17 protein-coding genes are annotated in these 22,647 nt (G+C 64.9%); 3 read left to right on the forward strand and 14 right to left on the reverse strand.

The annotated features are described in order from the left end of the window. Positions 1-2: 2 nt before the first annotated feature. The 4 genes from tssL to ACSBOB_RS29105 form a co-directional block, all read right to left on the reverse strand. On the reverse strand, positions 3-1,655 hold the full coding sequence (gene tssL, locus ACSBOB_RS29090) for a type VI secretion system protein TssL, long form (RefSeq protein ID WP_442579502.1): 1,653 nt from the start codon (positions 1,653-1,655) through the stop codon (positions 3-5). Further along, complete coding sequence (gene tssK, locus ACSBOB_RS29095) at positions 1,652-2,983, reverse strand: type VI secretion system baseplate subunit TssK (protein ID WP_442579503.1); 1,332 nt, start codon at positions 2,981-2,983, stop codon at positions 1,652-1,654. Before tssK ends, tssL begins: the two co-directional genes overlap by 4 nt. Before the next feature lie 233 nt (positions 2,984-3,216). Then, positions 3,217-3,744, reverse strand: a complete 528-nt coding sequence (locus ACSBOB_RS29100) for an invasion associated locus B family protein (RefSeq protein ID WP_442579504.1) — start codon at positions 3,742-3,744, stop codon at positions 3,217-3,219. Between the two features lies 1 nt (position 3,745). Next, complete coding sequence (locus ACSBOB_RS29105) at positions 3,746-8,392, reverse strand: hypothetical protein (RefSeq protein ID WP_442579505.1); 4,647 nt, start codon at positions 8,390-8,392, stop codon at positions 3,746-3,748. Positions 8,393-8,805: 413 nt separating this feature from the next. Here ACSBOB_RS29105 and ACSBOB_RS29110 point away from each other — a divergent pair, with 413 nt between their 5' ends. Next, the gene (locus tag ACSBOB_RS29110) at positions 8,806-10,269 is read left to right on the forward strand and encodes a caspase family protein (protein ID WP_442579506.1); all 1,464 of its coding nucleotides are present in this window, start codon (positions 8,806-8,808) and stop codon (positions 10,267-10,269) included. A 256-nt stretch (positions 10,270-10,525) separates the two neighbouring features. Here ACSBOB_RS29110 and ACSBOB_RS29115 read toward each other — a convergent pair whose 3' ends face one another. The 4 genes from ACSBOB_RS29115 to derI all read right to left on the reverse strand — a co-directional run bounded on the left by ACSBOB_RS29115 (position 10,526) and on the right by derI (position 15,027). Next, on the reverse strand, positions 10,526-11,035 hold the full coding sequence (locus ACSBOB_RS29115; RefSeq protein ID WP_442579507.1) for a PAAR domain-containing protein: 510 nt from the start codon (positions 11,033-11,035) through the stop codon (positions 10,526-10,528). A gap of 93 nt (positions 11,036-11,128) precedes the next feature. Further along, positions 11,129-11,533: a hypothetical protein gene (locus tag ACSBOB_RS29120; RefSeq protein WP_442579508.1), complete on the reverse strand. Its 405-nt coding sequence runs from the start codon at positions 11,531-11,533 to the stop codon at positions 11,129-11,131. Between the two features lie 33 nt (positions 11,534-11,566). After that, on the reverse strand, positions 11,567-14,215 hold the full coding sequence (locus tag ACSBOB_RS29125) for a caspase family protein (protein ID WP_442579509.1): 2,649 nt from the start codon (positions 14,213-14,215) through the stop codon (positions 11,567-11,569). Positions 14,216-14,577: 362 nt separating this feature from the next. Further along, positions 14,578-15,027, reverse strand: a complete 450-nt coding sequence (gene derI, locus ACSBOB_RS29130; protein WP_442579510.1) for a D-erythrulose-4-phosphate isomerase — start codon at positions 15,025-15,027, stop codon at positions 14,578-14,580. A gap of 163 nt (positions 15,028-15,190) precedes the next feature. Between derI and ACSBOB_RS29135 the strand changes: the two genes are divergently transcribed. Both ACSBOB_RS29135 and ACSBOB_RS29140 read left to right on the forward strand, forming a co-directional pair. Further along, entirely contained in the window at positions 15,191-15,466 is a 276-nt protein-coding gene (locus ACSBOB_RS29135) for an AbrB/MazE/SpoVT family DNA-binding domain-containing protein (RefSeq protein WP_442583871.1), read from the forward strand. Next, entirely contained in the window at positions 15,453-15,842 is a 390-nt protein-coding gene (locus ACSBOB_RS29140; RefSeq protein WP_442579511.1) for a type II toxin-antitoxin system VapC family toxin, read from the forward strand. The genes ACSBOB_RS29135 and ACSBOB_RS29140 overlap by 14 nt, the downstream gene beginning before the upstream one ends. A gap of 9 nt (positions 15,843-15,851) precedes the next feature. On the opposite strand, the gene ACSBOB_RS29145 is transcribed toward ACSBOB_RS29140, so the two are convergent. The 6 genes from ACSBOB_RS29145 to ACSBOB_RS29170 all read right to left on the reverse strand — a co-directional run bounded on the left by ACSBOB_RS29145 (position 15,852) and on the right by ACSBOB_RS29170 (position 22,619). Then, complete coding sequence (locus tag ACSBOB_RS29145; RefSeq protein WP_442579512.1) at positions 15,852-16,871, reverse strand: histone deacetylase family protein; 1,020 nt, start codon at positions 16,869-16,871, stop codon at positions 15,852-15,854. After that, a complete protein-coding gene (locus tag ACSBOB_RS29150) occupies positions 16,868-17,341 on the reverse strand; it encodes a GNAT family N-acetyltransferase (protein WP_442579513.1) in 474 nt (157 codons plus the stop codon). The genes ACSBOB_RS29145 and ACSBOB_RS29150 overlap by 4 nt, the downstream gene beginning before the upstream one ends. Before the next feature lie 85 nt (positions 17,342-17,426). After that, a complete protein-coding gene (locus ACSBOB_RS29155) occupies positions 17,427-18,362 on the reverse strand; it encodes a 3-keto-5-aminohexanoate cleavage protein (RefSeq protein WP_442579514.1) in 936 nt (311 codons plus the stop codon). An 11-nt stretch (positions 18,363-18,373) separates the two neighbouring features. Continuing rightward, on the reverse strand, positions 18,374-19,723 hold the full coding sequence (locus ACSBOB_RS29160; RefSeq protein ID WP_442579515.1) for an aminotransferase family protein: 1,350 nt from the start codon (positions 19,721-19,723) through the stop codon (positions 18,374-18,376). A gap of 163 nt (positions 19,724-19,886) precedes the next feature. Next, a complete protein-coding gene (locus ACSBOB_RS29165; RefSeq protein WP_442579516.1) occupies positions 19,887-20,765 on the reverse strand; it encodes a methyltransferase in 879 nt (292 codons plus the stop codon). Between the two features lie 222 nt (positions 20,766-20,987). After that, the gene (locus tag ACSBOB_RS29170; protein ID WP_442579517.1) at positions 20,988-22,619 is read right to left on the reverse strand and encodes a N,N-dimethylformamidase beta subunit family domain-containing protein; all 1,632 of its coding nucleotides are present in this window, start codon (positions 22,617-22,619) and stop codon (positions 20,988-20,990) included. Between the last annotated feature and the right edge of the window lie 28 nt (positions 22,620-22,647).

Here is a 22,647-nt window from a genome sequence, read left to right on the forward strand (position 1 = left end):
CTCTATTCCTCCGCCTTCGGGATCATGACTTCCACCCGACGGTTCTTCGCGCGGCCTTCGGGCGTCTTGTTGTCGGCGATCGGCTCGTCCTCGCCCTTGCCTTCGACGCTCACACGCGCCGGATCGGACAGTTTCGGCCCGACAATCTTCTCCACCGCCTTGGCGCGCGCCACCGACAGGTCGAAGTTCGACTTGAAGGCGCTCGACGGCTTCGGCTTGACATTGTCGGTGTGGCCGATGACGTGGATCGGCCCCGGTTCCTTGTCGAGCGCGCCGGCGATCCGCTCGGCGATCGGCGCGAATTCCTTGCGCACCTCCGCCCTGCCGGAGGCAAAGAGCAGCAGGTTGTTTACCTGCACCACGATCTTGTCGCCGACCGGTTCGACCGCCAGGCCACCCGCCGCTATGTCGTCCTTCAGGGCGGCCCGAATACGCTCCAGTTGCGTGCTCTGGACCGGAAGATCAGGCATCGGTTGGAAGGCCGCGCGCTCGATGGTCACCGGTTCGGTCGGGTTGAGGGCGACCAGCCGCGCCGCCAGCCCGTCGCCGTCGGCGCTGATGATGAAGCGCAGCAGGAAATAGACGCCGACAAGCCCAGCCCCGACCACGCCGGCGATGACCCACAGCGGGATCGCCGCGCCGGCATTGCGCATCAGCTTGACCATGCCCTGCCAGCGCGGCGAGATGTCGTCGTCGCTGCGGGTGCGCAGGCTACGCAGCGTCTGGTAGACGTCGCGCCGCCAGCGCTGCAGTTGCACATCGCCGCCGGCCGCGCCGCGATACTGGCCCTCGAAGCCGAGCGCCAGGCAGGCATGCATCAGTTCGAGCAGATTGTAGCGCGGCGCCGGATTGGCGAGAATCTTCTTCAATTCCTCGAAGAAGCCGACGCCCGAGGTGCGCACCTGGAAGAATTGCGCCAGCATCGAATATTGCATCCAGACGTGACGGTCGGTGCCCGGCAGGTTCTGCACGATGTCGTCGGCCGTTCCGCAAAGCGCGTATTTGGCGACCATGACGTCTTCCGGCGATGCGCCCGACTCGCCAGCCCGCTTCTCGAAATCCCGGATCTCCTGGGCGACATGCGTCATCAGCGGCACGGCCTGCATGTCGACGATCATCAGCCGCAGCCGGCCGAGCAGGATGAGCAGAGGCGCCGCAGCCGCCGTCAGCGGGTTCGAGGCCGAATATTCGCCGCCGTCGCGGGCATTGAGCGCGACTTCCAGCGGTATTTTCTCGCGCGGGGCGGACGGCGCCTGCTGCGGTTCGGCATTGGGAAAGAAGACATTCGCCCGACCCGAGCGCATCCAGTCGTCCGAATCGGGCATGCCGTAGCGCGCCGCATCGTTCTGCTGCGGCATCGGCGAATAAGGCGCGGGGTTCGGCGCGGCTGGATAAGGCGAACGACCGGGCACTCCATAGGGCGACTGCGGCGGCGTGTAGGCTGGAGGCTGGGAGGACGACGGCGCGCCGAATGGCGATTGCGGTGGCGCTCCGGGCATCGGCGTGCCGGCGATGGTGGCGTTGGACGGCTGCGGCGGTCCTCCGGAATCGGGAGCGCCGGCCGGAGGGCCAGGCATGGGACGCACGCGGCCAGCCGGGTTCGGACGGATGACCGTCTTGCCGCCAGAGCCGAATGGGTCGTCCTTGCCGCTCATCTCCTCTCTTCCACGATCGCCCAGAGATCAAGCACGAGCCCCGGCCAGTCGCCGGCGAAATGCAGGCCCATGCCGCTCGCCACGCTGAACTCCGGCCACAACGCTGACGATTTGTCGAGGTAGAAGTAGACGTGGTCGGACACCGCGCGGATCTGGCGCGGCGGCGTCGGCATGTGCACCAGTTCGATGCCCGGCAGATGGGTCTGCACGATCTCGTTCATCTTGGTATTGGGGCCGACCTTGCACAGCGCCGGAAACTGCTGCTGCACCTGCGACAACGGCTTCGAGGCTGCCACCTCGACGACGAAGGTTGCGTTGCGGAACAGCGCCCGGTCGGGCACGGTCGCCACAAAGGCGTTCGGCGCCTTCTCGACCAGATTGAGGCGGATGGCGCGGCCGATATCGAGGCTGAGCAGCCGCTGGATGTCGGACAGCACCGGCTCGAACACGGTGTCCAGCGAATCCTGGTCGTAATCGGCGTATTCCGGCGCGAGGCGCTTGGCCGAGAAGGTCCAGAGTTCGCCGGATATCCGCAGCAGCTCCTTGTAGAACTCGACCGGATGGACGAACTGCGAGGCGCGCATGTGCTTCACCACGTTGATCTCGCGGTTCAGCATCTGCAGCATGAAATAATCGAAGGTCTGCAATCCGCCGCCCGAACTCGGATCGGCGGCGTAGCGCGACAAGGTCTCCAGTTTCGTGTCCATCCAACCGATCACCCGCTCGATCCAGCCGGCGACGACGGGATGCGCCTGCGTCGCGATCACCGGCGGTGCAAAAGTCTCGTCGAAGATGATCGTCTTGTCGCGCACTTCCAATATGCGGGCAACGCGCAGGCAGTTGGCGCCCGGCTTCGGCGTCTTGCGCACTTCAAAGGTGGCGCGCGGGTGGGCGACCTCGATCTCCTGCTCGACATGCATCCCGGACGAGGAATCGATCACCGTCTCCAGATCGCGCACATACCGGCTGCCAGACGTTCCCTCCGCCATGTCGACCTCGCGGCCGTTGACCACCGCAGCGGGAAGCACCAGCCAGACAATCTGCTTGTCGACCCCGGCCGGCACGTCGATCGGCAACGGCAGCGGGCTGGAGCCCGGCATGTCGAACGGCGTGCCGTCCTGGAAGATTCCGCTGGCGCGCCTCAACGCGAACTTGTTCTGCTGGGCGAGATCCCTGTCGATCTCGATCTGCGCGAAGCCCCAGGGATAGGCGCCAAGTTGCCGGACGCGGTTTTCGAGCAGCCGTTCGAAGTAACGGTCGTTCTGCTGGAAATGATGCTGGCGAAGAAACAGCCCTTCCGACCACGCTACCTTGCTATACCATGACATCTTCGCGGTCTGTCTCCGGTGGCCTTGTCATCGGCAAGGTATGATCTGCTTGCGCAAAGGAATGCTAAAGCATTGTGTCAATGATGCAAACCGTTCTTCACATGATAACCGGACATTGCCCGGACCTCCGGTGTCGCCTGAAACCAGTTCCGCCATGACCGTGCCCGATGCCCGCCGGGTCCCCCCTGCCAGCATCGCATCCCACCGCAATATTATGGCGGAAATTCCGCCGCTCAGAGCCTGGCGAAGCCCGCCGAGAACCCGCTGAGCGACAATTGGAGGATGATTTCGTTGCCGGCGAATGCCGTGATGGCGACGTTCAGTAACTTGCCCTGTTTCATCGCGGCGATGAACGTGTCCTTCAGCGCGATGATCGCGTAGCTGCCCTTCTGGTCGGCAGTGACGATCGGAAAATTCTGCCTCGCCGCCTCGTCGATCCAGACATCCACACCCTTGGACAGGTTGAGCCCGTGCGGCAGGCCGAGATTGAGCAGCGGCTTGCCGTCATTGTTGGTCACCACTGCGGTCAGGACGCGCTGGCCCTTGTCCTTCATGATGAGGGTCTGGGTAAGCGTGCAGGCCAGCTTGGCCTGGCTCGCGTCACCCGAACAGTTGACCGTCCAGGTCGGCGCGGGCGGAGTGGCCGCGGCATCCTGCGCCGGCGACTGCTGCGCGGCAGCCAGCAAGAGACCTGCCGCACAAGCGGCCATGGCAAGCGGCCGGCTGCCGGGCGCCGGAAAAACCCGAGGCAGGAATTTCACCCTAGAATCTCGCTTTCAGGCCGATCTTGCCGGCATAGGTGCTGCTATCTTCCGAGAATTTTGCACGGGCCTCGGCGCTCACCGTCGTCACCTTGGACATCTGGTAGTTGAAGCCGCCGGCGATCGCCCCGGAGAAATCCGCATCGTCGAAGTCGAATTCCGTCCCCTGGACGGAGCTCTCATTGTTGTAGGAGAAGCGCTGCTGGATATCGAGCCTGAGATAAGGGCTGAACACCTTGCCGTTCTCGAGCGGATAGAGGCCGAAGATGCCGGGCTCGAACTTCAGCGCGCCGAACGAGATGCGGGACTTGCCGAAGTTGACGCCTTGGCTGTCCTCGAAGGAGTCGCCCTGGAAGGTCACGCCGAGCAGGCCGCCGCGCAGGTCGAAGCGGAGGTTTTCGTTGATCTGGTAGACATGGCCGACGCTTCCGGTCACCGCAAAGCCGGCCGTATCGTAGCTGCCGGTCGAGTTCAGCACGCCGTTGTTCAGGTCGGTATTGCCGAAGAAGCCGGTCGCCGAGACTAGCCCGTAGCTGGTGCCGGTGCGGTAGAGGCCATAGCCGCCCACCATAATGCTCTTGTTGTCGCCGTCACCAACGTCGGGGAACAGGTTGGTGGAGTCGAGATCGACCGACGAAGACGCATAGCCGCCGAAAAGGCCGATATCCAGGCCAATGGACTTGTCGAGCCCAAAGTATTCCGCCGCGTTGAGTTCCAGGCTGGCTGCCAGCGAGAAATCGTCGGCGGTGAAGGACGGGCCGGCCGCCCCGGAGAACCCGCCGCCCGAAATGCTGAAGCCGTCGTGATTGACACGCGCCGCCTGGCCGGAGGCGTAGATGCCGAAGCCCGGCGCGCCGTCCGGCCGGTTGGCGCTGACCAGCAGGCCGAAGTTCGAAAGCACGCTGTCGTTCAATATGTCGTAGACGGCCGCGGTCACCGTCTCGATCGGCTGGGAATCGATCGCCGCGCGCACCAGCAGCGGAGCGGACGGGTCGATCGGCGCAACCAGCAGGTAAAGGCCGCCATCGCCACCGGTAATCACATTGTAGGTGAACAGCGCGCCCGGCGTGGACGGGATGCCCGCAACGTTGAAGAACGGCGAGGCGTCTCCGCCGGTGGGGGCGACCTCGCCGTTGACCGGCGCGATGGCGATGACACTGCTCACCGCAAGTTGCGGCGTGCCCACGAGATTGACGAACACAGTGTTGGCGCCCGCTGCCGTGAAGGCGCCGGCCGCGTTGATCAGGTCCGAGACGCTTTGCTCGGCATTGACGTCAATGGCGATCGTCGCACCGTCGAGCGCGATGTCGCCGACATTGAAGACATCGGTCGGATCGTTGTTGACCATGTTTATGGTCGCATTGGTGAGGGTCACGTTGCCGGAGCCGCCGGCCTGCGACTGAAGGTTGACCTGGCCGGAAACGAACACCGTCGAGCCGGCCAGCACCGAGAGAGCGTCGATCTGCTGGGTCCCCGTCACGAAACCGAGGGTCGATGCGCCGTCGAGCGCGAGGCTTTGGAAGCCGGAAAAATTCTGACTTTGCGTTCCGGCCGCCCCCGCCAGATTCGTGCCGGTGATGGTGCCTACCGCATCGGTGCCCTGGAACAGCACGCCGTTGCGCAAGGTGAGGTCCGCCGCGTTGATGACAAGTGTGGTGTCCGAAAGGCCGGTGACGTCGCCGCCGACGCTTCCACCGAGCAATGTGACGGACTCCGCGTCGATGCCACCGGTGATCGTGCCGCCGCTGACAGTCACCCTGTCCTCGCCCGCGTTGCCGAAGATCGAACCGCCGATCGTGCCGTCGCTGACCAAGACCTGGTCGTCGCCTGCGCCGCCGGTCACCGGTCCGTCGACCTGCCCGCCCGAAAACGACATCACGTCGGCGCCATCGCCGCCATCGACATTGCCGGCGACTGCTCCGGCGGTCATCGCCAGGACGTCGGCATCAGCACCGAGATCGACCGCGCCGCCGATCGTGCCGCCGCTGATGGTAACGGTGTCCAGGCCGCCATTGCCCAGCACCGAGCCCGCGATTGCTCCTCCGCTCACCCCGATCTGGTCATTGCCGGCGCCGCCCGCCACCGACTGGTCGACAACCGCGGTGCCGGCAACCGAGATCACGTCGTTGCCGATGCCGCCGTTGACCGAGCCGTCAACGGTGCCGCCGGCAAGACCGATCGCATCGTCGTCGTCGCCGCCGTTGACGTCACCCGTAATGGTGCCGGCGTTTATCGCAACTGTGTCGACGCCTGCGCCCAGATCGACGGACCCGCCGATCGCGCCACCGGCGATGGTCACCTGATCGATGCCGTCGTTGCCGAACACGGAACCGGCGACCGTGCCGGCGCTGACGACGATCGTGTCGTCACCGTCTCCGCCAGCCACCGATTGGTTTACGACCACGGTGCCTGAAACCGTGATTTCGTCATTGCCGGCGCCGCCCGTGGCCGAGCCCTGCACGGTGCCGCCGGAGAGGCCGATCGTGTCGTCGTCGTCGCCGCCGTCGACGTCGCCGCCGATCGTTCCAGCATTCACCGCCACGACGTCAGCGCCTGCACCTAAATCAACCGATCCACCGATCGCGCCGCCGGCAATCGCCACGGCATCCACGCCGGCACCGCCGATCACGTCGCCGGCGACATTTGCCGTGCCGGATACGTCGATCGTGTCGTCGCCGTCCCCGCCATCCACCGACTGGTTGACGATCGCAGTGCCTGAAACCGTGATTTCATCATCGCCCGCGCCGCCCGTCGCCGAGCCTTGCACCGTCCCGCCGGCGAGGCCGATCGTGTCGTCGTCGTCGCCACCGTCGATGTCGCCGCCGATCGTGCCGGCATTCACCGCTACCACATCCGCGCCGGCGCCCAAGTCGACCGAACCGCCGACCGCGCCGCCGGCGATCGTCACCGCATCCGCGCCCGCACCGCCGATCACATCGCCGACGATGTCGGCCGTGCCGGACACGTCGATCGTGTCGTCACCGTCACCGCCATCCACCGACTGGTTAACGATTGCAGTGCCGGAAACCGTGATTTCATCATCGCCGGCGCCGCCCGTGGCCGAACCCTGGACACTGCCGCCGGAGAGGCCGATCGTGTCGTCGTCGTCGCCGGCATTGACGTCGCCGCCGATCGTTCCGGCATTCACCGCCACCACATCAGCATCGGCGCCGAGATCGACCGAACCGCCGACCGCGCCTGCGGCGATGGTCACCGCGTCGACGCCTGCACCGCCGATCACGTCGCCGACGACATTTGCCGTGCCGGACAGGTCGATCGTGTCGTCACCGTCGCCGCCGTCGACGAAGGTTCCGACATCGCCGGCGGAAATCGCGATATCATCCGCGCCTGTCCCGCCGCTGACCCCGCCGGCCAGTGCTCCGCCTGTCATGGTGTACTGATCGTCGCCATCTCCAAGCGCCACGGAATCGGTCCCGCCGGCCGCAAGGCCGACTTGGCCCGTGCCGGATACGGCCACGACGTCGTTGCCGCCGCCGGTCACGATATTACCGCCGACCGAACCGCTCGAAATGTCCACGCGGTCATCGCCTTGCGCGACGCCCGCGTCATCGGTCAGCACCGAGCCCGTTATGGCGCCCCCGTTGATGACGATCGCGTCGTCGCCAAGGCCTCCGCCAACGTCGCCTCCGACGGTTCCGCCGGAGAACGTCATCGTGTCGTTGCCGTCATTGCCGTAAACGAATTGCCCGACCGAACCGCCGATCATGGCGACGGTATCGTTGCCTGCTCCGAGGTCGACAAACGTGCCGATCGCGCCGCCGCTGATGTTGACGACATCGTCGCCGTCCTCGGCCGTGACATGCGCAACGATGTCCGCGGTGGCCGAAATGCCGATCGTGTCGTTGCCGGCGCCGCCGGCCACGAATCCGCCGACCTGGCCAGCCGATATGTCGAGGAAATCATCGCCATCCCCGGCGCTGACGGCCCCGGCCAGCGTACCGCCGCGCATGGTGAACCGGTCGTCGCCGTCCTCCAGCGCGACCGAATCGCCGGCCGTCACGCCGATTTGCGCGGTTCCGGAAATCGTCACGTCATCGTTGCCGCCACCGGCAAAGACCGAACCGCCGATCGTGCCTCCGGAGATCACGAATACATCATTGCCGACGGAAGCCGCATCGTCGCCGAGCACGGAGCCCGAAACATTGCCGCCGGTCATCGTGAAGCGGTCGTCGCCGGCGCCCATCTCGATGCCGCCGAGAACGTCGCCGGCCGAGATATCGATCTGGTCGTTGCCGCCGAGCGTCGAAAAAACAGTGTCGCTGGCGTCGAGCGTGAAAACCTGCCCATCCGAGTCCGTGACGGTCAGGACAGGGGGCAAAGGGTTGGCATCGCTGATCGTGCCGCCGCCGATGGTCACGATATCGGCAGCCTCGCCGTCATAAGCGAGATCGTTGTCGGTAAATCCGTCGAAGAAAGTCGCGTCGAAGCTGGTGAGAAAAAAGTCCGCCTGATCGGCCGGAGCACAATTCACCGAGACCGAAGTCACGGTGTAACCGATGGACGGGTCGCCGATGATGGTCGGCGTGGCATCGCAGGCTCGTGCCTCTGTCGCCGACAGCATGCCAGCCGCGAGGATTGCAATCGTCGAGGCACCAGCCAGGCGCGCCGCTCTAAGCCTATCCCTCATCAATCCCCCTTCGGCCCGCCGCGAATGCACGTCACGTCGCGAACCTGGTCAAAAAAGTCGGACGGGAGCCCTCATTCTCCAGCACGAAGATTGTGATCAACCGGTAGTCCACCCGACCGCCTTACGCAACGCAATCCTGACGGCGCCGAGCGAACGATCGTCGCATGTGATTCGATTGCAACAATAAGTGCATCAATCCATGGCGTTGGTTAATGCTCTATTTCCGGAAAACTGCGCGAAGCTTGCGAACGACAGAGGTCGCACCTTCGGAGGATTTCGCGCGATGTGATTGATATTATCCCGGCGCACCATAAAATGGCCCTGTTCGCGCCGCCAGAAATACCGTGCATAGTGCACGCCGTTTGAGTTCAACCCATGCTGCCCGGTGGGTGGCGCCAAAGAACGGTCGAGACATGACGCCTGTGTTGCGCCTCGTCAAAACGCTGATTTTATTGGCAATCGCCCTGCTTGGTCCGGTCACGGCGATGGCTGCGACCGAGCCCGGGAATCCCCAGGACCAGCGCGGCCGCCTGGCTATCGTCATCGGCAATTCCAACTATGTCAGCCCCCGCTACGAGGACCTCGCCAACGCCTCCAACGATGCGACACGGCTGTCCGATGCGCTGAAGCGGCTGAATTTCGAGGTGGCGACCGGCATCGACATGACGGCCGGCCAACTCGACGAACTGTTCAAGCGCTACGAGCCGAAGCTTGGCAACTACAGCGCCGTGCTCATCTTCTATGCCGGGCACGGCGTGCAGTTCAACGGCGAGAATTTTCTCCTCCCGGTGGACACGCTCGATCCGGAGAGCGTCGGCAAGCTGACCGAGCGAGCCGTGAAGCTGAACGATGTGATCGCCCGGTTCGCCAGCCGCGACCGCCAGACCTTCATCTTCCTCGATGCCTGCCGCAACAACCCGCTGGGGTCTCGCGATCCGGGCGCCGGAAACGGTCTGGCGCAGGTCGAGGTCGGCGAAAACACCTTCGTCGCCTTCGCCACGCAGCCCGGCAACGTGACGGTGGACGGCTCGGGATCGAACAGCCCGTTCACCGCCGCCCTTCTGCAAAGCCTTGAGATTCCTGGCCTTTCCGTATCGGACATGATGATCCAGGTGCGCAACGAGACGGAACGGCTGACGCTCGGCAGGCAGGTTCCGTGGGACCAGTCCAACCTGCGCGAGCAGTTCTATTTCACCGAGCAGCAGGTGATCGATTCCAAGGAATTGAGCGCCACGCTGAACCGCATCCTCGAAGTGCCGAGCATGAAGGAGAAACTGCTGGTGCAACTGGCGTCCGCCGACACCGACCTGCAAAGCACCGTTCTGCTACTCGGCAAGGAACTGCCCAGCACGCGCTCGGTTGAAGTCGGAACGGCCGGCCAGCAGGTCGCCAGCCTTGAGCTCGACGGAACGCGCAAGACGGTGGCTTCCGACATCCAGTCGCTGCTGGTACTCGGCAAGTCGCAGGACGGCGAGGACAAGGCGCCGGCCTTCGACCTGAACCACCGAATCCAGACCGAGCTTTCGCGCGTCGGCTGCTACCGGCAGGCGATCGACGGCGTCTGGGGGCCGGGATCGCGCAAGGCGCTGGGCGAATATCTGCAGCGCACCAACCAGAACCAGGACATCCTGGAGCCGAATGTCGATCTCCTGGGCGATTTGTTCCTGCGCGCGGGCAGAATCTGCCGTCAGCCGGTGGCCGCGAAACCGGTGAAGACCGCGACGATCGATCGGGAATCGGCTGGAAAATCAAAGGCCAAGGCGACCGGCCGCGGCAACGACCGCAAGCAGAAAGCTTCCGGCGGAACCGCCCGCAGCAAGCCCGCCGCCCCGCCGCCGGACATCGGCGCGGGCATCGGCATCGGCGGCGTCTTCTGAGTGAAGCGCAAAAGCGCGAACGCGGCAAAACGTTTTGATTCCAGCCGCTTGCCCGCCCGCGATGCGCGAAAGCCGCCAATGGGCTTCACCGTGGCTCCTTACGCGCCGACATACGGGCCTTCCCGAGCGTTCCACGCTTCCTGCAAGCACCGTTTCAAGCACACGGATTGACGACGAAAACGACGCCGTCGCCTCGTCAAGTCAGCAGTCGTGAGTTTTGCCAATCCAGCCTTCGGACCGCGACAGGCAAGCTGCCTTACGGTCCGATGATGACCGTTGGCTCGCCCATCACGATCATGTCGGGCGGACCGAAGGCTTCGAGAATGGTGTCGCCGGCGCGGCAGGCGGGAAGGCCGTTGATGAGCACGGTCGGCGATCCGGTGATGACCACGCCGGGACCATGCGGGGGCGGCAAGGGAACCGGCGCCATGTGGACGCAGGCATGGATGTCGGCGCCGCCGGCCGCCCCGGTGATCGCCGCGCTCATGGCGGCCGCCTCCGCCGCCTTGCCGACTTCCTCGGCAACCTTGGCCGCCGGCAGTCCGGGCGTGCCGGCGGCAGCGATGGTCGCCGCCTGGTAGGCGACCACCCGCACGTCGGACGCGGCCTTCGCGGCCTGCAGCCCGGCGGCCGTGGCCATCGGTATGCCGCGCCAGGCCGGCTTCATGCCGATCAGCACAGTTAACGCGCCAGGCCCGGGCATGAGCATGCCCGGGATGACGTGAAGCACGGGATCGAGGATTCGCGCGGCAGGTCCCATCGGCATTTTTCATGCGCTCCTTGACGGCGCGGATAGGCTTGGGCAATCGCGTCTCAAATCAAAGGGTAAGCTGGGATAAGAATCCCATGGCCGTCGGCATCAGCCCCAGCCGCCTGGGCCGTCACCGTCACCCCCGCCGCCGCCACCTCCGCCTCCGCCGCCTCCACCACCGCCGGCGCCTCCACCACCTCCGCCTCCACCAGAGCCAGAGCCACCGCCAGAGCCACCACCTCCGCCGCTCGGGCCGCTACGCTCACGCTTGGGCGCGTCCTGGACGGGTTGGGCCGTCGGCGCCCGGCGAACCACCCGCTTGAGCCTTGGTCCGGCCGTCGGCCCCACCGTCTCCTGCGACGACAAAGCGGGTTTCCTGGCGGCAGTCGTATTCGGCCCCATCTTGCCGTTGGCATATTTCAACGGAACCAGCATGGTGCTCTCGACGCTGGCGCAACTGGCCAGCGCGCCGGCCGCCACGCCGAGAAGGAGCAAGGTGAGATATCTGCGCATCGGAACTCGTCTCCAATCAATGCCGTACGCTGGTCACAGCATGTCCAGCCGTGGGGTCGACTCAATCCATTCATGCCGGACGATCTCGACGTAGAGATCGACCGGATCGGACGGCGCCTTGCGGCCGAGTATCTCGGTGGCGGCTGCGCGGACCCGCGGCCCGAGCTTGCCGTCAGCCTCGACGCCCGTAGCGCCCAGCCGGATCAGCGCCTTCTGCACGTCTGTCACCAACTGCGCCTTCGGCATCGCGGCAAGCCGTTCGCGGGCGTTCTGCGAAGCCTTCCCGGCCTTGCGGGCAACCGCCATGCCATAGAGCCGCACCGACTCCTCCGGATCGGCGGCCAGCGAAGGCTCGGCGCTGACGATCTCGGCCGCATAGAAAGCGCCCCAGCCATCGCCGCGCACAGCACTTTCGCGGAATAGCTTCAGCAGCGCCGCTTGGTCGGTCTTGCCGGCCTTGCGGTCCATCAGGGCCATTAGCCTTGCGGCATAGGGGTGAAGCTTTCGATTCGCTTCCTCGAACAGTTGGTAGGCTTTCGCCTCGTCCTGTTTCACGAAAGCACCGTCCCGGTACATGATGCCGAGATTGACCTCGCCCCACACGTCGCCGCGCTCCGCCGACTTCTGGAACATAACGTAGGCGCGCTCCATGTCCTTCGGCACCTTGTTGCCGTAAAAATATTCGGCGCCGAGCTGGTTCAGCGCGTAGGTATGGCCGGAATCGACCGCCTTGTTCATCAGCCCGATACCGCGCTTGACGTCGGGTTTGACGCCGTTGCCCTCGATCAGCGCCTTGCCGAGCGAATACTGACCGTAGGGATCGCCCTTGCGCGCCGCCGCCTCGAACAGCGGGATCGCCTTCTTCGGGTCGAGTTCGACCGCCGCGCCAAGCTGGTACAGCCGGCCAAGGAACTGGCCGGCACGCACATGGCCGCCATCGAGGGCGGCGCGCACCATCTTCAGCGCCGCATCGAAATCGCCCTTGGCGTAGAGCACGCGGCCATATTCGTACTTGAAGCGCGGAATGTCGGGGAAATCGGCAACAGCCTTGCCGCAGGCGGCAAGCGCCTCGTCGATCTTGATCGCGTTCGGCAACACGCCTTCGGTGACCGCCTGGATGTCGAGCGGTTCCGCCGCCATCTGGTCACAGGCGTTGACTTCCGCATCGATGGCGATGACCACCGGCTTCGCCTCGGGCGCCGCCGCGACCGGCGTCAGCACCACCTGCGCTTCGCCATCCGTCTTGTGGATCGCCGGGCGTATCCTGACTTTCGGCAGGTCCTCGGCCTTCACCAGGTCGCCAAGCACCAGCAGTTCCGGTCCCACGGCGACTTGGGCGGATGCGTCGCGCGTATCGACCCGCAGCCAGCCGGTGGGTCGGCCGGCGCCAAGCTCGAGCGTCGGCACCGGCGTGAAGCCTGTCCCGACATCGGAATTCAGCGTCAGCTTGACCGGGACCACCGCCTTGGTGACTCCAGCGCTTTCATCGTTGGAGGCGACGACGACCGGGGCGTCCGGCTTCTCGGGGATGCTCGGATCGAAGACGATCGCCACCGCGCCCTTGGCGGTCTGGCCGGTGTCGGAATTGATCGTGTAGGGGATGAGTTCCACCGGCTTGTCGCCGGCGTCGGCGGCATAGACGATATCGCCGATGCGGTTGGCGTCGATCGGCGCGCCGGGGCCTACGACCTGATCGTCGAGCAGCAGGATGCCGGATTTCGGCGCCTTGTCGAAACGCGCCGTCAGCTTCATGCCGCCGCTGGCGATCGGCGACTGGATGTTCAGGTTCACGCGCGTTGCCGACGCCGGGGCGCGGACTTCGGTCACGCTTTCGCCGAGCACAAGGATTTCCTGCTCGGAGACGAAATAGAACTGCGAGGTCAGGCTGGAGACGTCCCACGGAACCTGCCGGCCGCCGGTGCTGTCGATGACCGCCGAGCGCACCATGGTCAGGACTTCTCGGACTTCCTTGTTGGGGCTGAGCACCTTGTCGGCGAAGGCCCCGGCAAACGGACTGATGTTGCCGCCGCCATCATAGGCGACCTGCCCCGGCGCGGTCGAATAGACGATCAGCGAACCCTGCTTGGGCGTCAGCGAGGCGAGGCCCCTGGTGCCCGCAACGTCGACCTTCTTGTCGCCAAGATAATAATACTGGTTGCGGAAGGGGTTGTCGCGGCAGGCGTCGAGCACCAGGATCTGCATGCCCGACGAGGCGCGCATATATTCCAGCAGATTGTTGACGTTGTAGGTCTCGACCTCCAGATCATAGGAGGACGACAGGCTGGCATTGACCGGAATGATGAAATTCTGGTCGGCGACCTGGACCGCATGGCCGGTGTAATAGAACAGCGCCACGTCGCCGTCGTTCAGCGTCTGTAGGAACTCGCGGACGGTCCTCTCCAGCCCGGCCTTGTCGAGATTCTCGCCGACGGTGACCTCGAAATTGGCGTCGCGCAGCACGCCGCTGATGCGCTCGGCGTCGTTCACCGCATTGGGCAGCTTCGGCAGGTTTTCATAAGCCGAGTTGCCGATGACCAGCGCGGCGCGCCGGCCCGAAACAGCATGATCGGCGGCCAAGGCAAGGCCGGCGGAAAACGTCAGGACCAGAACCGACGCAAAAAGCACCGGAACCAGACGAAGCAGCGCCACGACCGGCCCGCACGGAAGGGAGACGAACTTCATCCGATCACCTCAGTCCGCCAAGCCCCTGGAAACGCCAGTGCAAGGTCGCACAAGGATGATTCAGGATGGTGTCGCGATGAAGGCGGCTCGGTTACGAAAGGCGAAGCACGTTATGGCGACACGAAGATTTGATCTGTCGAGCGCCGCGTCATATCAGGTCCACCCGAGAATCCGAAAATCGGTGCGGGGAGTCCGCGGCCGAGACGGTGCGAATGCCGGGGACAGTTTGCTTAATTCCGCGGAAGGACGCGGCATTTCAAGGTTGACGCAAGCGGAATTAAGCAAACTGTCCCCTGCCGTACCCCTTTCGGCGTCGGCCTTGTGCCGACGTTTTTCGGGTTCCTTGGTGGACCGGGTACAACTCAGGCCGGAACCGCCTTTTTCGCGTCCAGCCGGTCGATCGCCTCGACATTGCCGGCGGACGGCCCCTTGGGGTCGAATTCCGAGGCGAGCCAGGTGTCGGCGATGGCCTTTGCCAGTTCCGGCCCGATGACGCGTGCGCCCATGGTGATGATCTGGGCGTTGTTGGATTTGGCGGCGCGTTCGGCCGAATAGGTGTCGTGGGTCAGTGCCGCGCGGATGCCCGGCACCTTGTTGGCCGAGATGCTGACGCCGATGCCGGTGCCACAGAACAGGATGCCGCGGTCGAACTTTCCGTCGATGATCTCCTGGCCTACCTTGCCGGCGAGATCGGCGTAAAACCCCGACTGGCTGAGATCGGTCAGTTCGATCCCCGGCTTGGTCCTCAGATGGGCAGCGATCACGTCGAGCAGCGGCTTCCCGGCGCTGTCGGCTCCGATGACGACTTTCATGGGGTTCTCCTCAAATCCGATGCCATCCAGGACGTTTGCATTCGTAGTCGAGATATTCCGGCGCCAGCCAAGGTTCAATAGGATAATGGACGGCACTGCGCCATTGAATGGCGAACCACTATGCAATAACTTACAATCGTCTTACTTCAAGAAAGGGTGGAAGATGGCCCCTGTGGAAAAGCTCACCACCACCCTCTCCACGAAGGGGCAGATAATCCTGCCCAAGGCGATCCGCCAGCGGCGGGAATGGGATGCCGGAACGCGACTTCTGGTGGAGGAAACGCCCGAAGGCGTACTCCTTAAACCTATGCCGATCTTCGAGAGAACGAGGCCCGAAGACGTATTTGCCTCGCTTCCTTACAAGGGCAAGCCGAAGACGCTGGAAGAGATGGACGCCGGCGTTCTTGCCGAGGCCCGGCGTCGGCATGCTCGCGGTTGATACCAATCTGATCGTCCGCTACCTGACCGGCGACGACCCGGAACAATCTCCGCGCGCCCGCGTGCTGATCGACGGGCAACCGGTTTTCGCCACCGCAACCGTTATGCTGGAGACAGACTGGGTGCTGCGCAGCACCTACAAACTACGCGGGCCAGACATTGTCCGAGCGCTGAGATCTTTCGCCGGCCTCCCCACGGTGACACTCGAAGACGAAGCGATTGTGGCCGCAGCTTTCGATCTGGCGGAGAAAGGAATGGATTTCGCGGATGCCTTGCATCTCGGCAAATCCGCGCATTGCACAGGCTTCGCCACCTTCGACCGCAAATTCGTCAGGGCCGCGAAAGCGGCCGGCTACGATGGCGTGCGGGAAGCCTGATCCCGCGGCTCACCCGCCAAACCCCGTCAGGAACGAGCTCAGATTATCGCCCAGCGCGTCACAGAGATAACCGCCCTCCTGAACGATGACCGTCGGCAGGTTCAGCCCGGCAATCGCGCCTGCGATGCGCGAGAAACCGGACGTCGAGACCGACAGCCCGCCTAACGGGTCGCCCTCGAAGGCGTCGAGGCCGAGCGCGACGACCAGCGCTTCCGGCGCAAAGGCGTTTATACGACGGAAGGCCGTCTGGAGAGCTTCGAGAAAGGCTTTGTCGCCGGACTTGCGGGGCAGCGGCAGGTTGAGATTGTAGCCAAGCCCCGGCCCCTCGCCGCGTTCGTCGGCATGACCCCAGAAGAACGGGTAGAAGCGCACCGGATCGGCGTGGAGGGAGACCGTCAGCACATCCGGGCGGGCATAAAAAATGCCTTGCGTGCCGTTGCCGTGATGCAGGTCGACATCGAGTATCGCGACGCGGGCGGCGCTGCGGCGCAGATGCTGGGCGGCGATGGCAGAGTTGTTGAGGAAGCAGAAGCCGCCGGCGACATCGGCGAAGGCGTGGTGCCCCGGCGGGCGGCAGAGTGCGTAGGCCGAGGGCGCGCCGGCCAGCACAGCGTCGCTGGCAGCCACCGCCGACCAAGCGCTCCAGCAGGCACTTTCAAAGGTTTCGGCCGAGATCGGACAGGCGGTGTCGGCCATGTGGTAGCCGGCCTGGCCGACGGCGGAGGCGGGATAGGAGCCGGTGCGCACGATCGGGTGGATGTTGGGGATCACCTCCTCCGACGCGCCTTCAATGCGCTGCCACCGTGGATAAATGTGTTTCAGGAAATCGACATATTCCGGCGTGTGGATGGCGGCGATCGGCCCGAGGCCGTAGTCGTTCGGCCGCTCGATCGAACAGCCCGCCTTCCTCGCGCCCGCCAGCAGCCGTTCGACGCGCTCCGGCTGCTCCGGGTTCGGCTGCGGCGCGCCGCTCGACAGGAAGGCTTTCGGGTCGTGCCGTTTCTGCTCGGCGGCATAGAAGGCTTTCATGGCGTCCCCTTCGTCAAAGTTCCGCCCGGCGGGCAGTCGGCGGCGGCGAGGTTCAGGAATGCGTCGTCATAAGCCGCATGGACCTGCTCGGTGTCGGAGAATTTCATATCGAGCCGTGTGTAAAAGCCCTGGGCGGCGAAGTTCTCGGTATCGACCGACAGGCGCATATAGACGCCGCCGCGGTCGCGCACGATCGCCGCGACGCGGCGCAGCAGTTTGGCGCCGATGCCCAGCCCGCGGAAGCGATCCTCGACATAGAGATCCTGCACATAGGCGCCCGGCCTCCCGAACCAGGTCGAAAAACTGGGGAAGAACAGGCACATGCCGGCCGGAACGCCGTCCACCTCGGCGATGACCGCCTCGAAATGCGGGGCCGTGCCAAAGCCGTATTCGATGAGATCGGCAACCTCGCAGCGCACCTTGTCGAGTTCGTCGACGGTGCGGGCGATGCCGAGCAGCGCGGAGTGCATATAGGGCGCGTCCGCCACGGTTGCGGGGCGGAGATGGATTTTCCGGGGACTGGATGGAGGCGCAGACATCAAGCGATCATCATGGTTAGAACGCCACCCTGTCGCCGCCCTTCAGCGACAGCATTTCCCGCGCTTCGGCTGGTGTCGCCACGTCGAGGGACAGTGCTTCCAGGATACCCCGGATACGCCGCACCTGGTCGGCGTTCGAACGGGCGAGGCCGGAGCCGTCATAGAGGCTGTCTTCCAGCCCGACGCGGACATTGCCGCCCATCGTCGCCGCCATGGTGATCAGCGGCATCTGGGCGCGGCCGGCGGCCAGCACCGAGAAGCGGTAGTCCTCGCCGAACAGCCCGTCGGCGATCCGCTTCATGTGGGTGAGGTTGTCCGGATCGGCGCCGATACCGCCAAGAATGCCCAGCACGAACTGGATGAAGAAGGGCGGCTCGACAAGTTTCCGGTCACGGAAATGGGCCAGCGAGTAGAGATGGCCGACATCGTAGCACTCGAATTCGAAGCGCGTGCCGAAACCCTTGCCGAGGCGGACGAGAATGTCCTCGATATCGGCAAACGTGTTCTTGAAGATGGTGGAGCGCGTCGCCTCCACCAGTTTCGGCTCCCAGTCGTGCTTCCATTCGCGCGGGCGGTCGAGCATCGGGAACAGGCCGAAATTCATTGAGCCCATGTTGAGCGAGCACATTTCCGGCTCAGCCTGGATCGAGGCGGCCAGCCGCTCGTCCAGCGTCATCAGCGAGGAGCCGCCGGTCGAGATGTTGATGACCGCGTCGGTCGCCTGCTTGATGCGCGGCAGAAACTGCATGAACACATCCGGGTCGGCGGTCGGGCGCCCGTCCTTCGGGTCGCGGGCGTGCAGATGCAGGATCGACGCGCCGGCCTCAGCCGCGGCGACGGCCTCGGCGGCGATCTCGTCGGGCGTGACCGGAAGATGCGGCGACATGGTCGGCGTGTGGACCGAGCCGGTGACGGCGCAGGTGATGACGACTTTCCGGGCCGGCTTTGCCATGATCGCGACCCTCAGCCTTCGACCGGCAAACCGAGGTCACGCGCCACCGCCTCGATCGAGTCGCCGAGAATGGAAATAATCTCGCCGACCTCTTGCGCCGTGACGATGAGCGGCGGCGCGACCATGGTGTAGTCGCCCTGCACGCCGCCCTTGACCCGGCGCGAATAGACGATCAGGCCGCGCGCATAGGCGGCATCCAGCACGCGCTGGCCGATCTTCCAGTCGGCGCGCAGAGGCTCGAACGTCTCCCGGTCGGCGTATTCGACCGCAGCCATCAAGCCCTTTCCGCGCACGTCGGCGATGAACGGGAATCGCTGCGCCAAGCCGCGCAGGCCGTCCAGCACCAGCTCGCCCATGGCAGCGGCGTTGGCGGTGAGGTCCAGCCGGTCCATCTCGCCCATGATCGCCAGACCGGCCGCGCAGGCCAGCGGATTGCCGGCATAGGTGTGGCCGTGCTGGAAACCGCCCATCTTCAGCACCGGCTCGACAATGCGGCCGGGTGCCGCCAGCGCGCCGAGCGGCACATAGCCGGAGCCGATGCCCTTGGACAGCGAGACGATGTCCGGGCGGCAGTTCCAGTGGTCGCCGCCCAAAAATTTGCCGGTGCGGCCGATGCCGCTCATCACCTCGTCATGAATCAGCAGGATGCCGTAGCGGTCGCAGATCTCGCGGATGCGCGGATAGTAGCTGTCGGGCGCCACCAGCGCGCCGGTGGCCGCGCCGCCGATCGGCTCCATGATGAAGGCAAGCACGCTTTCCGGTCCCTCGGCCAGAATCCTTTCCTCCAGCATGTCGGCGTAGCGCAGGCCGCGCTCCTCCAGCGAGAGATTGTCGCGGTCGCGATAGGCGGTCGGCGCCGGCACGGTGGGCATGACACGCATCTGGTCGGCGAAGGTGTCGGTCAGCAGCCCGTCGCCGGTGACCGCCAGTGAACCATAGGTGCCGCCATGATAGGACGGCATGCGGGCGATCACTTTCCAGCGGCTGGCCTGGCCGGTGGCCACCGCCCATTGGCGGGCGAGTTTCAGGCAGGATTCGACGGCTTCCGACCCGCCCGAGACGAAGAAGATGCGGTCGAGCCCGCCCGGCATCCGCTCGGCGATGGTGGTGGCCAGTTGCTCGGCCGGCTCATTCTCGAAATGCAGGCGGTAAGCAAAAGTGGTCTTTTCCATCTGCCGGCGCATCGCCTCCAGCACCGCCGGATTGGAATAGCCGAGATTGACCGCGACCGGGCCGCTGGAGCCGTCGATGAAACGCCGCCCGTCCTGCGTCCACAGGTAGATGCCCTCGGCACGGTCGACCACCGGCCGGCGCAGGCTGGCGAGGTAGAAGAGGTTGGAGGGGCGGGTCTGCTGGTCCATGAGAGGTTTCCTGTGCCGCAAATGGCGGTCTGGGCATGTGTGGTAGCCGAGTTCGTAAGGCGGGTCACTGAGCCAGCGCGCGGTGCTGAAGGTTGCAGCGCTCCCGGGAGAGGGCCGTGGGCCTCGGGCAGCCTTGGGTTCGAAACCTACCGCTTAGCCAGGATCAGTCTGCGAGGCGCGCGCGAAACAAGTTAGAGCCGCCCGGCAGGCGCGACCGGGAGATATCGCGGAATCCGGCCTCCGCCATCCAGGCGCGATACTGGCCTTCGGTGTAGGATTCGCCGTGGCGATAAAGGTTGAGGAAGGTAAGATTCAGAAAGACTCCTTCGGGCGGGCCGAGGCGGTCGTCATCGACGACACCTGACCCCGCGATTGCGATCTCGCCACAGGGTGTGAGGCAACGCGCAGCGTTCAGGATAGCACTGCGCGCCTGATCCGGCGGAAGAACCTGGACGACGGCCTTCAGGATCGCCAGATCGTGCCGGCCGATCGAAGGCGCGACCGTTATATCCCCCTCTTCGACAACCACGTCGTCTGCGCCATATTCCGACAGGATTTTTGGCGCGACCGCCGCGACCGTCGGGAGTTCCATCAGCGTCGCCGCAAGGTGCGGCCACCGCTCGCGAAGTCCGACCAGAATGGTCCCGGCGCCTCCGCCGATGTCGATCACCGAACCGATCGCCGAGAGATCGATCTCTCGAGCCAGATGTCGACCGAAAATCAGCCCGCCCGGTGCTAGCATGCGGCTGAAGGCTGCCGCCGACTCTGGCCCCGCTTCGGAAAAGTCGTGCAACGCGGCCGGCCGGTTCTGCCGCAGCGAGTCGGCGGTCAGCAGATCGGCTCCCCAAAGCTCGCGCAGAAGCGCATGATCACCGCCGCGATAGGTCGGCTTGGACGCGTCGAGAAAGGCCGACGCTTCGGCTCCGTTGCGAAATTGACCATCCTTGACTTCGAGCAGACCGATGCTGGCCAGCGCGTAAAGAAGCCGCGAGAGCCGATCGGGCTCGACTTTGAGCGCGGCCCCAAGGCTGTCGGCAGTCATCGCACTGCCGCCTAGCCGGGTGAAGATGCCAAGATCCAGCCCGGCGCGAAGCGCCAAGGCGGGAGGCACCGCAGCGATCAGTCTGTCGATCCGATCCGAATCCACCATGTCACATCCCCGTCCGTGATCCGGGACCGACTTTGAAGCAGAGCCGTCAATCGTGTAGCGAGCCGAAACGTTCGAGAAGATTCGAAGCGGCAGGCCACTCGCTGCACCCCTAGCTTACCTGCCCAGATACCGGTCCAGCACGTTGCGGGTCACCTGCTCGACCATTGCGTCCTTGCGCAGCAGCCCGGCGACCCATTCGCAGGTGCCGGCATGGAAGACCTCGCCCTTGCCTTTCGAAAAATTGACGATCATGCCGTTGCCGCGCTTGACCTTGTCCATCGCCTCGGGCGTCGCCTCGCCATAAAGCGTCTCGGCGGTGAAGACAGCGTCCTCGTCATTCAGCCAGCCGGGCGGCACGTCGGCGTTTTCCTCGACCAGCGAGGCCATGCCGAGGCCAAGGATCTGGATACCTTCGGGCGGATTGCCCTCGCCGGTCGGATAAGGCAGCCCGCGCTTCATGGTGAAGTCGAGGCCGTCGACCTCGTAGCCGTAGATGTGGCTCTCCTGGCCGAGCACGTCGCCATAATAGAGCCCGGTGTTGCGGAACGCCCAATGCTCCGGCCGGTAGATCGGGAAACCGCGCACGCCGCGCGGGATGCAGCCGCCCCAGCCGGCATAGACGCCCGCCATGGCGTTGAGGCCGAAAGTCGAGGTGCCGGGGCGCCCGACCTCGGGCGCCTCCCAGGCATTGCTGGTGCGGCTGGTGTCGGCGCCGCGATAGACCGGGTCTTCGGCGCGGGCGCGGTACTTGTAGCAGATCTGCGCGCGGCCCTCGTCCTCCAGCCGGGTCTGCCACAAGAAATTGCCGGCGAAGCGGGCGGCGCGCCCGCCCCGCTCGACGAAATCGTCGACCGCGTCGCGCATTTCCCAGGTCCAGTATTCGTCATGGCCGACGAAAACCGCACAGTCATAATCCTGCAAAATCTCGGGCGCGAAATGCAGCTCGTGCTGGGTGGCGAGATCGATCGCATAACCCTGCCGCTCGGCCCATTTGAAGAACAGCCCGTCATAACTCGCCCAGCCGGCGGAGGCGTATTTCTTCGAATGGCCCGTCGCGAAAGCCCATTCCATATGCGGATAGCGCGGTTCGGTCATTGGCGGCAGGTTGACCTCGATCGGCACACGCGGCGCGTCTTCCGGCAGCATGATGAAACCCCGGCACCAGGGGCGCTGCGTGCTCGCCCTTGTGGCGAACTGGTTGCGCTCCGGGCCGGTGATGCCCTGGTAATGGTTCGACCCGCCCCAGGTGTTGTAGGCCGTCCACGAGCCGGTGGCGGCGATATGCAGGATGCGGCCCGTTTTTTTCCCCGCAAGTGGGCGGACGATGAAAAGATGGTGGCTGACGATCGGCTGCCCGTCTCGGCCTTCGGCGGTCAGCGTCATGCGATAGGCGCCGGACGGCCAATCGGCACCGATGGCGAATTCGAATGTCGGCTGCCATCCGCAACCCTCTACCGAGCACTGGTCGGGCGTGTCCTGCCAGCGCGAGGCGAGACCGGACTTTTCAAAAACCTTGACCAGTTCCGCGCCGTCGCGCGCCAGTTCCATGTCGAAGCGGTCGGCCGTGGAACTGACGAACAAGGTTACGACGTCGCCCGGCGCGTAGGAAAAGCGGTCGGTGTAGCCCCAGATCTCGCCGCGCTCGCCATCCATGCCGGGATATTCGTAATAATGGCCATAGACGGCGTGACGCCGCTGCTCGGGCGTCAGGCCGAAATCGGGATATTCGGTCGGCAAATGCGGCATCGCTGGCTCTGGCTGTGTCGATTTAGGC

The sequence above is a fragment of the Mesorhizobium sp. KACC 23794 genome (assembly GCF_052180275.1).
GTDB lineage: Bacteria > Pseudomonadota > Alphaproteobacteria > Rhizobiales > Rhizobiaceae > Kumtagia.